This is a genomic window from Paucibacter soli (assembly GCF_037482845.1).
Taxonomy (GTDB): domain Bacteria; phylum Pseudomonadota; class Gammaproteobacteria; order Burkholderiales; family Burkholderiaceae_C; genus Paucibacter_B; species Paucibacter_B soli.
This window is the reverse complement of sequence record NZ_JBBHJW010000001.1, coordinates 407,188-420,805: the sequence shown is the minus strand read 5'-3', so window position 1 is coordinate 420,805 and position 13,618 is coordinate 407,188. Positions and strand designations below refer to the sequence as shown.

At 68.5% G+C, this 13,618-nt stretch carries 11 protein-coding genes; 3 read left to right on the top strand and 8 right to left on the bottom strand.

All coding sequences use genetic code 11. From position 1 onward, the window contains the following. From nosR to WG898_RS01920, 7 genes are all read right to left on the bottom strand, one after another. Nucleotides 1-1,368: a response regulator c-di-GMP phosphodiesterase, NosR family gene (gene nosR, locus WG898_RS01950; RefSeq protein ID WP_339601097.1), complete on the bottom strand. Its 1,368-nt coding sequence runs from the start codon at nucleotides 1,366-1,368 to the stop codon at nucleotides 1-3. A 2-nt stretch (nucleotides 1,369-1,370) separates the two neighbouring features. Beyond that, entirely contained in the window at nucleotides 1,371-2,276 is a 906-nt protein-coding gene (locus WG898_RS01945; RefSeq protein ID WP_339601096.1) for an ATP-binding protein, read from the bottom strand. A gap of 2 nt (nucleotides 2,277-2,278) precedes the next feature. After that, nucleotides 2,279-3,136, bottom strand: a complete 858-nt coding sequence (locus WG898_RS01940) for an HDOD domain-containing protein (protein WP_339601095.1) — start codon at nucleotides 3,134-3,136, stop codon at nucleotides 2,279-2,281. Then, nucleotides 3,133-3,321: a hypothetical protein gene (locus WG898_RS01935; RefSeq protein WP_339601094.1), complete on the bottom strand. Its 189-nt coding sequence runs from the start codon at nucleotides 3,319-3,321 to the stop codon at nucleotides 3,133-3,135. The genes WG898_RS01940 and WG898_RS01935 overlap by 4 nt, the downstream gene beginning before the upstream one ends. 3 nt (nucleotides 3,322-3,324) lie before the next feature. Further along, entirely contained in the window at nucleotides 3,325-6,873 is a 3,549-nt protein-coding gene (locus tag WG898_RS01930; protein WP_339601093.1) for an EAL domain-containing protein, read from the bottom strand. A 329-nt stretch (nucleotides 6,874-7,202) separates the two neighbouring features. Next, entirely contained in the window at nucleotides 7,203-8,009 is an 807-nt protein-coding gene (locus WG898_RS01925; protein WP_339601092.1) for a LytR/AlgR family response regulator transcription factor, read from the bottom strand. A gap of 12 nt (nucleotides 8,010-8,021) precedes the next feature. Beyond that, the gene (locus WG898_RS01920; RefSeq protein ID WP_339601091.1) at nucleotides 8,022-9,092 is read right to left on the bottom strand and encodes a sensor histidine kinase; all 1,071 of its coding nucleotides are present in this window, start codon (nucleotides 9,090-9,092) and stop codon (nucleotides 8,022-8,024) included. A gap of 314 nt (nucleotides 9,093-9,406) precedes the next feature. Here WG898_RS01920 and WG898_RS01915 point away from each other — a divergent pair, with 314 nt between their 5' ends. From WG898_RS01915 to WG898_RS01905, 3 genes are all read left to right on the top strand, one after another. Further along, nucleotides 9,407-9,835: a FixH family protein gene (locus tag WG898_RS01915; RefSeq protein ID WP_339601090.1), complete on the top strand. Its 429-nt coding sequence runs from the start codon at nucleotides 9,407-9,409 to the stop codon at nucleotides 9,833-9,835. Nucleotides 9,836-9,862: 27 nt separating this feature from the next. Further along, nucleotides 9,863-11,146, top strand: coding sequence for a cytochrome-c peroxidase (locus WG898_RS01910; protein ID WP_339601089.1), 1,284 nt, complete (start codon nucleotides 9,863-9,865; stop codon nucleotides 11,144-11,146). Nucleotides 11,147-11,222: 76 nt separating this feature from the next. Then, the gene (locus tag WG898_RS01905; RefSeq protein WP_339601088.1) at nucleotides 11,223-12,464 is read left to right on the top strand and encodes an NAD(P)/FAD-dependent oxidoreductase; all 1,242 of its coding nucleotides are present in this window, start codon (nucleotides 11,223-11,225) and stop codon (nucleotides 12,462-12,464) included. A gap of 74 nt (nucleotides 12,465-12,538) precedes the next feature. Here the strand turns inward: WG898_RS01905 and glk are convergent, their stop codons facing one another. Continuing rightward, nucleotides 12,539-13,540 (bottom strand): glucokinase, encoded by a 1,002-nt coding sequence (gene glk, locus WG898_RS01900; RefSeq protein WP_339601087.1) that lies wholly within the window; start codon nucleotides 13,538-13,540, stop codon nucleotides 12,539-12,541. Nucleotides 13,541-13,618: the final 78 nt, after the last annotated feature.

The following is a 13,618-nucleotide window of genomic DNA, read 5'->3' as shown; positions in this document are numbered from 1 at the left end:
TCATCGCCCCTTGCCCGCTTGCCCAGTTAGCACGGTTTGCGCCAGCGCTTGCGGAGCCTGCTGGGCGTCGGGCAGCTTGACGTAAAGGCACATCCTGAGCCCCTCGCGTTGCGCAAACTCGCGGATCTGGCGCACCACGCGGCTGTCGAACACAAAGCCTGCGGCCAGCAGCAGGGTGCCCTGCGGGCCTAGCAGGTCGCGCGCCAGCACCATGCCGGGTTCGATCTCGGCGGCACTCACCATGCGGTCGGTGGCCTGCACGGCCGGCAGCTCGCGCAGCACCGCCTCGAAGGCATCCACCACCACCTGTTCATAGCGCAGACCGGCGCCGCCGCGAATCGACGCGGCCGCGGCCTCGGGTGTGTAGCGCTTTTCGGCCAGGCGGCCGGCCTGCAGGCCGTAGTAGTCGACCACCAGGGCCAACACCTGGGAGGGCAGCGGCAGCTCCTTGCCCGCCAGCCCATCCGGGAAGCCCTTGCCGTCGATGCGCTCGTGCTGCTGCCGCACATACTTGGCGACGCGCTGCAATTCGGCCAGCGGCAGCAGCGCGGCCTCGGCGTTCAGGGTATGGCGTTTGTAGCGCGCCAGCTCCTCGCCGTTCATGGCCGAGACCGGCTTGCGCAGCAGCGCGTCCGGGAAACCTATCTTGCCCACCTCGTGCAGGAGGCCGGCCACAAACACATCCTCCTCGGCCTGCGCGCCCAGCTGCAGCTGCTGTGCCAGACGCCGCGCCATCAGGCCGACCTGGCGCGAGTAGCCCGCCAGGCTGCCGTCGCGCAGCTCCAGCAGGCCGGCAAACACATTGATCGAGAGCAGGAAGTTCTCGTGCAGCTGGCCGTAGGCCTTGTTGAGCATGTCGTTGACCTGCTCAAGCTCCTGCGTGCGTGCCTTCACGCGCCCTTCCAGCGAGCTGTTGAGCGCCAGCAGCTCGGCGTTCTGAGCCTGCGTCAGTTGCAGCAGGGCGCGGTTCTCCTGCTCCAGGCGGCGGTGCTTGAGGCCGTCGCGCACCGCCAGCAGGATGTCCTGGTCGTCCCAGGGCTTGGAGATGTAGCGATGAATCTCACCGCGGTTGATGGCCGCGATGGTGGAGGTGATGTCGGCATAGCCGGTGAGCAGGATGCGCACCACATCGGGCCAACGGTTGCGCACCCGCTCAAGGAACTGCGCACCATCCATCTCGGGCATGCGCATATCGGACACCACCAGGTCCACAGGCTCCAGCTCCAGCAGGGCCAGCGCGGCCGGCCCGCTCTCGGCCAGCAGCACCCGGTAGCCATTGGGCCGGAACAGGCGTCGCAGCGCGCTCAGGATGGATGGTTCGTCATCCACAAAAAGCACCACGGCCTGGGTGCTGGCTTCCTCAACCATGCCTATTCCCCGCGTGTACTCTGGGCCTGCCGCAGCGGCAGGGTGATGCGAAAGCAGGTACCCACGCCTAATTCGCTACGTACCTGGATCTGGCCGGCGTGTTTCTTGATGATGCCATAGGAGAGCGATAGTCCGAGCCCCGTACCCTTGCCGATCGGCTTGGTCGTGAAAAATGGATCGAAGATGCGGCTGAGGTTATCGGGCGCGATGCCGGCACCGTCGTCGGCGACCTCCACCCACACCAGATCGGCGTCGGCCCCGGAGCGTATCGTGATGTTGCCACGGTCTGCGGTGATGGCGTGAGCGGCGTTCACCAGCAGGTTCATGAATACCTGGTTGAGCTCGGAGGGCAGGCATTCGATCTCGGGAATCTCGCCATATTGCTTGTGCACCTGGGCCTTGTACTTGATCTCGTTGTTGACGATGTTGAGCGTGGAGTCGATGCCCTGGTGCAGGTCGGCCAGCACCCATTCCTGGCTGTTGTCGACGCGCGAGAAGTCCTTCAGGTCCTGCACGATCTTGCGCACGCGGCTGATGCCCTCCTTGGACTCGGCCATCAGGGTCGGGATGTCTTCCTTGAGGAAGTCCAGCTCAACCTTTGCGCGCTTGGCCTTCAGCGCCGCGCGCGTTTCGCCATCGGGCAGGGCGGCCTCGGCGGCCTCGTAGGCGGCCAACATCTCGAACAGGTCGGCGAGATAGCGTTCCAGCGTGCCGAAGTTGGAGAAGATGTAGCCGATCGGATTGTTGATCTCATGCGCCACGCCGGCGGCTAGTTGGCCGATGGATGCCAATTTTTCCGACTGCACCAGCTTTTCCTGGGCCTCGGAGAGCCGGGCATTGAGCTGCTTGAGTTCGCTGTTGGTGCGCAGCAGCTCCTGCACCTGGGAGGGGCTTAACAGCGAGTCCATGCTCAGGTCTCCTTCACCAAGAGTGCATGACAGAGCGCCGTGTGGCGCGATTCGGTTTGTTCGAAGACGCGATGCAGTTCGGCTTCGCTCAGCGCCAGGCGGCCCCAGGCGGCCATCGACAGGGGCGGCACCATCTCGGCCTCCTGGTGGCTGAGGTCGAGCGCGTGGGCGATGTTGTCGGCCACATGCAGCAGGTCCAGCAAGCCGGGCTCGCCTTCCTCGGGCGGCGTGTGGTGCCTGGCGATGGCAGCCACCATCGGTGGCGCCAATTGCCAGCGCTCGGCCAGCGCGGCACCCACCTCGGCATGCGTGATGCCAAGGACCTCGCGCTCGGCGTCGATCAGCAACGCGTCCGAGTCGCGGCGCAGGCGCAACGCCCGACCGTAGTCGCTCGGCATGGTCATGGCCATGGCCATGGCGCCGATGTCGTGCAGGAGCCCGAAACCGAAGGCAACCCCGGCATCGAATTGCCGCAGTCCGGCCAGGGCTTCCGCGCACAAGGCGGTGGCGATGGCGTGTCGCCAGAATGCATCGACATCGAACTCCGCGCACAGCCGGCCGTCCAGCGTGGTGGTCAGACCGGCAACCATGGCGATATTGCGCACGCTGCGCAAGCCGATGATGGCGGTGGCATCGGCAATCGAGCTGACCTGGCGTGCCAGCCCAAAGAACGATGAGTTCGCCAGCCGCAGCGCCTTCACCGCCATGGCCTGGTCGCTGGCGACCTTGGACGCCAGGGTCTCGACGTCGACCAGCGGATCGTCGAGCGAGCGCAGCAGATCCAGCACCGCGCCGCGCAAGGCTGGCAGTTCCTCGATACGGCCCAGGCAGGCCAGCGCGGTGCTGCTATTGCTGCTCATGCTGGCCGCCCGGTGCTGCGGTAATGCTGCACGGCGTACAGCAATGGGTTGATCTGGCCATGGCGCAGCGCATAGCGGAACAGCTGCTCCAGCCGCTGCTGGCCTGACGACGTGGCAGGCGCCGGCCCATCGGCCGCGCGCTCGGGCTGGGGGCTGGCATCTGGATGCGCTGGATTCGGACACATGGTTCAGCATTCCTCGGCAAAGTGGGGCACAGGCATCAACACGATCAGCTTGCCGCGCGCGCTGGCCTGGTCCCGGCCCGGGCCAATGGTGCAACAACGTGCCAGGAAGTCGTTGCCGCCCAGGCTGAACTTGGTGGGCTGGGCCTCCCCGGCATGCCATAGCGCCGAGAGATCGGGCGGCAGCATGAGGTCGATGGCATGGCCCAGCGGCAGCCCTCCGAACAGGGCGTCTGCTTCCGCATTGACGTAGGTGATCATGCCGCCCGGGTCGGCTCCGACGATGGGAACAGGGATGCTCTCAAGCAGTTCGCGCATGGTCTGCAGGCTGACCTCCTCGCGCGTGATGCGCTCGCGCTGCACCTGCAGCAGTGCTTGCAGGCGCTCGTTCACCTGCGCCAGTTCATCGTTGGCCTTGGCCACGGCACCGCCCAATCGGATGTTCTCGTCGGCCATCTCCTTGTTGCGGAAGGCCTCGCTGATGTGGCCGCGCAAGCGCTCGTCGTCCCAGGGCTTGGTGAGAAATTTGTAGATGGCGCCCTCGTTGACGGCATCGGTGATCGACTGCAGTTCGGTGTAGCCCGACAGCACCATGCGCACCGTGTCGGGATAGAGCTCCTTGGCGCGGCGCAGGAATTCAACGCCGGTCATGCCCGGCATGCGCTGGTCCGACAGGATCACATCGACGCTGTGTTCGGTGAGCCGCTGCAGGCCCTGGGCGCCGCTGGTGGCGGTGACGATCTGGTAACCGTCGCGACGCAGCAGGCGCTTCAGCGCCGCCAGAATATTTTCCTCGTCATCCACCAGCAGCAGGGTGCGGGCGCGCTCCCGCTCGAACAGGTGCGCGGGAAGCCGGCGCTCGGCGCGCAGCAATTGCTCGAAAGCGTCCGCTTCCACCGGGGGGCTGAAATAGAAACCCTGCATCTCGTCACAGCGATTCGCCATCAGCAGGGCCAGTTGACCCTCGGTCTCGACCCCCTCGGCAAGCACCTTCATCTGCAGGCTGTGCGCCATATTGATGACGGCGCGCGTCATCGAGACATCGTGGGCTGCTGCTGCCACGTCATGCACCACCGAGCGATCGATCTTCACGATGTCGATGGGGAGCTTGCGCAGATAGCCGAGATTCGAATAGCCGGTGCCGAAGTCGTCCAGCGAGATCGTCACGCCGATTGCCTTGAGCGCAGTCAAGGCGCGTGTGGCATGCGCACTCTCGTCGACGAAGATGCTCTCGGTGATCTCAAGCCCGAGGTACTTGGGGTCCATGCCGGTCTCGCGCAGCACCTCCTGCACGCGCCAGGCGATGTCGGGCTCCTGCAACTGACGCATCGAGAGATTGACCGCCAGGCGTATGGGCCGCAGACCCTCGCGCTGCCAGGCGAGGTTCTGCAGGCAGGCCTGGCGCAGCACCCAGGCGCCGATCTCGACGATCTGGCCGGTCGCTTCGGCGATCGGGATGAACTCAAGCGGCGACACCTCGCCACGCACGGCGTCGTGCCAGCGCAGCAGCACCTCGGCACCACACACCAGGCCGGTGGCGAGATCCAGCTGGGGCTGGAAACGCAGACTGAAGGCCTGCCGCTCCAGGGCACGGCGCAGGCCGGCTTCGATGGACAGGCGCGACGCGGCGCGGGCGTGGCTGGCGGCATCGAAGGCGCGGATCTGCTGCTCTCCGGCCTGCTGGGCGCGCTTCAACGCCGCCTGGGCCTGGTGCAGCAATTTGGGGGCGTTGTCACCGTCGGTCGGACACATTGTCAGGCCGACGCAGCAACTCGGCTTCACCTCGATGTCGCCCAACAGCATCGGCGTTGCGACGGCCTCGCACAAGCACTGCGCGAAGGCGCTGGCGGCCTCGATATCGATGGGGCCGGGCTGCTCGGTCGCAGCCCCCAGGATGAAGGCAAATTCGCCGTTGCCCAAATGGGCCAGCCAGGCGCGCGCCTGCGCCGCACGGCTGAGTCGCGCGGCCACCTCGGTGAGCAGGCGGTCGGCACCGGCGTAGCCCATGGAGTCCATCACGATGCCAAGCTGCTCGATCTGCAGCATCAACAGGGCCAGACTGCCTTGCTCGCGCAGGCAGCGCCGCGTTGCGCTCTCCAGTCGATGCAGCAGGGCGTTGCGGTTTGGCAGGCCGGTAATGGTGCAGGAGTTGGCCAGCTTGTCGATGCGCTGGGCCGCCTCGCGCTGGCGGCTGATGTCCTGGAGAATGGTGAGCTCACGCTTGGGCCAGCCCTTGGAATCCAGCTCGACCAGGCGCTGGTGCAGGACCGTGCGCAGGCTGCCGTCGGCGCGCAGGATCTGGTGTTCGAATTCGCATGGCGCCCCCGGGTCCTGGCCCTGCGTCGATTGACGCACGAAGTCGCGTTCATGCTTGGGCAGGCGCAGGTAGAGCCAGTCGTGGTCGATGGGCGCGTTACCGACCGGTTCACCGAACAGCTTGTACATGCCCGTGGTCCAGGTGACCGTATCGCTCATCAAATCCGTCTCGGCACAACCCAGCTCGGCCAAGTCCTCGGCGTGGCTCAGCAGCTTGGCTCGATGCTCCAGCGCCAAGGTGCGCTGACCATATTCCATCGCGATCGGTCGGATCAGGGCGGCCAGCCAGGCGAGCAGGACTGCCAGCGAGGCGAACTCCACGTAGCGGCTGTTGCGCAATACCTGAGCGCGAGCCTCCAGCCGCTGATCGAGCCAGCGCAGCGCCTGGACCGCCAAGTCATGCAGCGCCGAGCCGGCCATGTTCAGCGCGTCTGCGTGGCGCTGTGGCTCCGGGTCGAGAGCGACGGCCAGCAACTTGCCCAGCTCACGGAGGCCAGGTTCCAGGGCTTCCCGCAGCGCCTGGTTCGCCGCAAACACCTTGCCATAGCTCTTGCGCAACTCGTCCTGCAGCAGCCGCGCCTCGGCCAGGGCGCGCGCGCGCCGCTCTTGAGGCTCCGCCGCGTCGGCAAGGACACCAAGCGCCGCCATCAACCGGGCGCTTGTAGGCAGGGCGGCAGTCATGAGGAAATAGGTGTCAGCCTGCGGATCAAGGATCAGGCCTGAACCTTCGACGACCTGGTCCAGCATCTCCAATGCGCGCTGGTCCAGGGCGGTCAATGGCTGCCGGTCCGCCAGGCTTGTTTGCTGCAGTGCCACCGCATACTGTGTTGCGCCCGCATGCAGCTGGGCTTGCCAACCCAGCGCATGCTGGTATTGATTGCTCAGCAGCTGCGCGGCCTGCCGCAATTCCGCCCACGCGCGCTGCGGCGCTGGCGGCGGCTGCCGACTGTCGTCGCTGCGCGCCTTTGCGAGGCGTATTTGCTGCGTCAGCCGCAATAGCTCAAGCAACTGACGGCCGTCTCTTGCGCCGACGCGCTCTTGCTGCGTGTCCGCCAGCAGCGTTTGCGACAGCCGCAACTGGAACCAGAGCGGCACGGCGATGGCGCTCAGCACCAGCATCAGGCCCAGCAGCAGCTTGCGGCCAACGCCCTGAGGCAATAGCCAACCCAGGGTTGACAGGAGGCCGACATCGGCCCGCTGCCGCCGGCGCTCGCCCTGCGTGGTGGTGAAGGTGTCCATGGACACCGCTCAATCGCCCGTGACGGCACCTTGTGGACGCGGCCCCGTCAGCGCGCGACGACACCGCGCAGCCGCTGGGGCACCCACCCTATCCCGGACCTCTCGGCCACGATGTGCCGAGTACATATTCTTTTTCATACTCTCCCTTCGGGCAAAAACGGTCCCGCCTGGCAGCCTTGCGGGCCTCGGGCGGTCGTTTGCGCAAACGCCTTGAGTGAACGCCACGCGCCGGGGAAAGTCAATACTCCACTGGCAGGGGAATGCACTTAATCGACAAGCTGCCGTAGCCGGTGTTGGCCATGCGCGACTGCCGCGCGGTCCTCGCCCGCCTACATCGGGCGGAACAGATGGCTGAACGCACGGCTGACCTTCAATGGCCGCTGCAGGCCGCGCACGCTCAGGCTGTAGTGCCCGTTCTCGTCGCGCGTCGCGCTCACGATGCAGCTTGAGTTCACCAGCACGCTACGATGTACCTGGATGAAGTCTTCCGAGTCGATCGAGGCCATCAGCTCGCGCAAGCTCATGCGCACCAGGGCCTCGCCCGCGGGGGTCACCACGTTGACGTATTTTTCGGTCGCCTCGAAGCACAGCACCTCGGCGAGCGGGATCATCCGCACCGTGTTGCCGACACCGGCGCGTATCACCTTGATGCGCTCGCGCGGCGCGGCCCCCTGCGTCGCCACCGACTGCATGCGCTGCATCAGGGCGGCCATGTCCCCGGCATGCGGTGATGCGGCGCGCTCGGCCAGCCTGGCCTGGAGCCGCTCGACGCTTTGTTGCAGGCGCTCCTTGGTGATGGGCTTGAGCAGGTAGTCGACCGCGGCGCGCTCGAACGCAGACACGGCAAAGCCGTCATAGGCGGTGATGAAGACGAACAGCGGTTCGGGCTTGCCCTCGGGCCAATCGTCGGCGACGCTCTCGGCCACCTCGATGCCGGTGCGGCCCGGCATCTTGATGTCAAGAAACATCACGTCGGGCAGCTGGTCCAGCGCCAGCACGGTGGCCTGCAGGCCGTCTTCGGCCACGCCGGCGATGCGCAGCGCCGGCCACACCTCGGCCAGCAGGCGGCACATGGTGCGTGCGAGCACGGGTTCGTCTTCGGCAATCACGGCGCAGGGTGGGGCGGGCAGGGGCATATCAGGTTGCTCTCAGATCGGGATTCTCACCACGGCGCAGACCCCGGTGGGCGCGCGCCGCTCGAGGGTGAGCCGGGCCGCCGGGCCATAGACGGTGCGCAGTCGATCGCGCACATGCTGCAGGCCGTAGCTGGCGTTGGCGGGGCGTGCGGACGGGCCGGCGTCTTCGTCGGCCGGCAGGCCCAGGCCGTTGTCGCTGACGCGGATCTCGATGCCCGCCGCGGTGGCGCGCGCCACCACCTCGATGCTGCCCGCGCCGACCTTGGGCTCCAGGCCATGCTTGATGGCGTTCTCCACCAGCGGCTGCAGCAGCATCGGCGGCACCAGGGTGGCTTCGAGCGCGCCCGGCAATTCGAGCCGGTAGCTCAGCCGCGGCCCCATGCGCAGCGACATGATGTCCAGATAGGCGCGCAGCTGCGCGAACTCGCGGCTCAGCGTCACCGCCTCGGTCTGCGAGGCCGCCAGCGCGCTGCGCAGATAGACGATCAACTGGTCAATCATCGACTCGGCCCGCTCCACGTCTTCCCTGAGCAGCGAGCGGACATTGGCCAGGGTGTTGAAGAGCATGTGCGGCTCAAGCTGCGCGCGCAGCAGGCGCAGCTGCGATTCGACCGCCAGGCGCTGCGCTTCCGAACGCGTGGTGGCCTCGTTGGCGAGTTGCTCGCGCGTGGCGTAGTAATGCAGCGCCAGCCCGCCGACCAGCACGGTGAAGATGATGGGAACCACGCTGACCTGCTCGGGCCCGACCATGCGCGCCGGCTCGCCCAGCAGCAGGAAGGCGATCTGGTGGCCCACGAAGTAGCCGGTCGGGATCGCGATCGCGCCGGTGAACAGCCAGCGCGTGCCGGTCTGCAACTGCGCGAAATGGCGCGTGCGTCTGAGCCGCAGGGTGCAGACGAGCATCGCCAGGCCGACGCATTCCGAGAACATCAGCAGCCGGGGGAAGGTCTCCAGCCCCGGGGCGAGGAAGAACAGCAGGGTCGCCGCCAGGGACCAGACCGGCGCGGCGACGAGGGCGATGCGCAGCGCAGCGCCGAACGTGTCGGGCCAGAGCTGGGCGCTTCGAAACTTGAAAGACGACATGATGGGCTTGGGCCGGGTCTGGATCGCCGAGCGGACAAGAGCGCCACTCTAGGGCCACCCTTGCCGCCCGCCAAGCGTATGAGACGAGCTGTGGATGGGCATGCCTCAGCGGTGCCAGCCGGCTACCGATCGGCACTGCCGGGCCGCCCGGCGGGCCTGGCTGCGCCTGAGCGGCCGGATCGACCGTTCGATCGCCGCGCCCAACCCTTGCCGGATGGAATCCGACAGCCGATCGCAAGCCGCTGTCGCGCGGCGGCGCCGCCAACGAAAGTTCGCACCGCCAATCCATTCACCTTCAGCAAGGAGTCCCCACCATGTCTCGTTCTTCGATCCTGTTGGCGCTGGCCGCCTCGCTCGCCGCCTGCGGCACCCCGCCGGCCGACCTCGACCTGAGTCTGCAGCATGCCAGCGCGCAGCGCCGCTTTGTGGTGGCGATGGAGCCGCCCGCGCAGGGCCCGGCCGTCGGCCAGATGCATGCCTGGCGGCTCAAGCTCGCCACCGCCGAGGGGCAGCCGGTGAGTCAGGCGCGCGTCAGCATCGCCGGCGGCATGCCGCAGCATGGCCACGGCCTGCCGACCCAACCGCGCGTCACCAGGGAACCCATCCCCGGCACCTATGTGATCGAGGGCATGAAGTTCAGCATGACCGGCTGGTGGGATCTGCGCCTGGACATCGATGCGGCCGGCGCGCGCGACCAGGCCGTGTTCAACCTCGTCATGACCGATGCCGGTCTGCAGCGCTGATAGCCGCAATTGCTCATGGGAATGATCATGAAACACCAAGCCCTGCTGATCGCCACCATGCTGCTCGCGCTGCCCGCCTGCGGCGCCGGGCGTGAGGCCGCTGGCAGCGGCGAGCGCTGGTCGCAGGCCGAGCGTGAGCAGCTCGCCTCGATGAGCCTGGCGCGCCTGCCCGCGCCGCCTCCGGACCCCTCGAACGCCGTGGCCGACCGGCCCGGGGCAGCGGCGCTGGGCCGGCAGCTGTTCGCCGATGCGCGCCTGTCGCGCGACGGCAAGGTCTCCTGCGCCAGCTGCCACGACCCGCAGCGCCAGTTCCAGGATGACCGGGCGCTGGGGCGCGGTGTCGGCACGGGCCAGCGCCGCACCATGAGCGTGCCCGCGGCGGCGCACAGCCCCTGGCTGTTCTGGGACGGCCGCAAGGACAGCCTGTGGTCGCAGGCGCTCGGGCCGCTGGAGGATGGCCTCGAGCATGGCAGCAACCGCACACGCCTGGTGCAGCAACTGCGCAGCCACCATCTGCCCGGCTACGAGGCCGTGTTCGGGCCATTCCCGCTGCTCAGCGGACTGCCCGCCGATGCCGGCCCGGCCGGCACGCCCGAAGAGCGCCAGGCCTGGTCGCGCATGAGCGAGGCGCAGCGCGACAGCGTCAACCGCGTGTTTGCCAACCTGGGCAAGGCCCTGGCCGCCTACGAGCGCACGCTGTCCTATGGCTTCTCGCGCTTCGACCGCTATGTGCAAGCCCTGCAGGCCGGCGATGCGGCCGGGCAGCAGCAGCTGTCGCGCGACGAGGTGCAGGGCCTGCGCCTCTTCATCGGCAAGGCGCAATGCGCCACCTGCCACAACGGCCCGCTGTTCAGCGACCAGCATTTCCACAACACCGGCGTGCCGCCACGCGACCCCGCCCGCCCCGACCGCGGCCGCGCGTCGGCCATCGCCAAGGTGCAGGCCGACGAGTTCAACTGCCTGGGCCGCTACAGCGATGCGCCGGCCGAGGCCTGCGCCGAGCTGCGCTTCATGGCCGACCAGGACCCCGCCATGGAGGGCGCGTTCAAGACCCCGGGGCTGCGCAATATCGCACTGCGTCCGCCCTATATGCATGCCGGCCAGCTGGCGACGCTGGACGAGGTGCTGGCGCATTACCGGCGCGCACCGGCTGCCGCCACCGGACGGACCGAACTGGCCCGCCCCGGCGCCGCCGTGGCGGGGCGGCAGCCGATCCGGCTCTCGGACGACGAGGCGCGGCAGCTGATCGCCTTTCTGCACAGCCTGTCGGGGCCGGTCGAGGAAGGCTCAGGCAGGGGGGGCACACGCTGAGCGGCGTGTCGGCAAGTGCCATGCCGGACTGCGCCTACAGTCGACGCATCACAGTGACTGCGGCAACAGCGATTTCATGGCACAAGAGATTCTGGTTCTGGGCGCGGGCATGGTGGGCACCTGCACCGCGCTGGAGTTGCGGCTGCGCGGCCATAGCGTCACGCTGCTGGACCGCCGGGCGCCGGGGCAGGAGACCTCCTACGGCAATGCCGGCGTGATCCAGCGCGAGGCGGTGGAGCCCTATGCGATGCCGCGCGACTGGGCGGCGCTGCTGGCGGTGGCGCTGAAGCGCGGGCTGGACGTGAACTACCACCTCAGCGGCCTGCTCGCCGCCTGGCCCCAGCTGCTGCGCTACTGGCGGGCCTCGGCGCCGGCCAGGCATCGCCTGATCGGCCGGCAATACGCGGGCCTGATCGCGCATTGCACCAGCGAGCATGAGCGCCTGATGGAGCTGGCCGGCGCACAGGATCTGCTGCGGCGCGACGGCCTGCGGCTGATCTATCGCAGCGAGCGCGCACTCGACGCCGCGCTCGCGCATGCCGGGCGCCTGACGCAGGAGCATGGCATCCGCTTTGCGGCGCTGGATGGGCGCGCGCTCGCCGCGGCCGAACCGGCGTTCCGCCTGCCGCTGGCGGGCGCCGTGCATTGGCTGGAGTCGTGCAACGTCAGCGATCCGGGCGAGCTGGTGGAGCGTTATGCCGCGCTGTTCCGGCAGCGCGGCGGGCGGCTGCTGCTGGGCGATGCCAACAGCCTGCGGCCCGCGGGCGCGGGCTGGCAGGCCGAGAGCCGCGAGGGCCCGGTGCAGGCACAGCAGGTGGTGCTGGCGCTTGGCCCCTGGGCGGGCGACTTCGCGCGCCGCCTGGGCTATCGCTGGCCGCTCTTCGTCAAACGCGGCTACCACCGCCATTACCGCGGCGGTGCGACGCTGAACACCACCACCCTGGATGCCGAGCGCGGCTATGTGCTGGCGCCGCAGCGCCGCGGCCTGCGCATCACCAGCGGCGCCGAGATCGCGCGCCTGGACGCGCCGCCCACGCCGCGCCAGCTGCTCGGCGCCGAGACCGAGGCGCGCCAGCTGCTGGAGCTGGGTGAAGCGGTCGAGGCCCAGCCCTGGCTGGGCAGCCGGCCCTGCAGCGCCGATATGAAGCCGCTGATCGGTGCGGCGCCGCGCCACCCCGGGCTGTGGATCAACTGCGGCCATGGCCATCAGGGCTTCACCCTGGGGCCGGCCAGCGCCAGGCTGCTGGCCGACCTGATCGAGGGCGGCACGCCCTATACCGAGGCCGAGGCCTTTGCGCCGCTGCGCTTCGGACGCTGAGCGCGAGCCTGGTGTTGCGGATGCCCGGCAAGCGTCGGTGGACTTGCCAGCTTCGGCGTGGAAACAGGTCGAATTCAGCTGCACGCGCAAAAGCGCTCGATGTCCAGTGCCCGCGAGGCGCCGATCAGCGCCGGTGAAACCTCGGCATTGATCAGCCAGCAGGGTATGGTCGCCAGATAGGCCTGGAAGCGGCCCTTGCCCTCGAAGCGCTGGCGCAAGCGCGAGGCGCGCAGCTCGGGCAGCAGGCGCGGTGCGATGCCACCGCCGATATAGACGCCGCCACGCGCACCCAGCGTCAAAGCCACATTGCCGGCAAAGCTGCCGAGGAAACCGCAGAACAGCTCGATGGCGTGCTGGCACAGCGGGTCGCCGCTGTGGCGTGCGCCGTTCACGATCTCGGCCGGCGTGAGGGTGAGCGCGGCCCGGCCTGCCAGGCCGGCCGCCGCCTCGTAGAGATTCACCAGGCCCGGGCCGGACAGCACGCGCTCGGCCGAGACATGGCCGAAGCGCCCGCGCAGCCATTCGATCACCGCGGCCTCCTGGGCGTCGTTGGCCGCCAGCGTGCTGTGCCCGCCCTCGCCCGCCACCGGCAGGTAGCCGCCACCGGGCGCGGGCAGCAGCCCCGACACGCCCAGGCCGGTGCCCGGCCCCAGCACGGCCATGGCCTCGCCGGCAATCGCCGTGCCCGGGCCCAGGGGCAGCAGCTCGTCGGGGCCCAGGGCCGGCAGCGACAGGGCCAGGGCGGTGAAGTCGTTCACCACCGCCAGGCGCTGCACCGCCAGCTCCTTCTTCAGCGCGGCGATCGAGAAGGACCAATGGTGGTTGGTCATTCTGACCTCGTCGCCGGTGACCGGATTGGCGATGCCGATGGCGCAGGCGCGCGGGCCCTGCTGCTTGCCATGGTCCGACAGATAGCGCTGGATGGCCGCCGCCAGCGAGCCATGCTCGGCGCAGCGGTAGCTGGCGACGTCGGACAGCGGCGCGCCCGCTTCGTGCGCCCAGGCCAGGCGGGCATTGGTGCCGCCGATATCGCCGAGCAGCCGCGGGTAGGTGAGGGTGGAGACATTGTGTGCCATGCGCTGGATGTTAATGAAAGCGCTTTCAAGGATCAAGCAATGGTTTACCCGGCGCCCTGCCGGGCGCGTCGCGCCGGC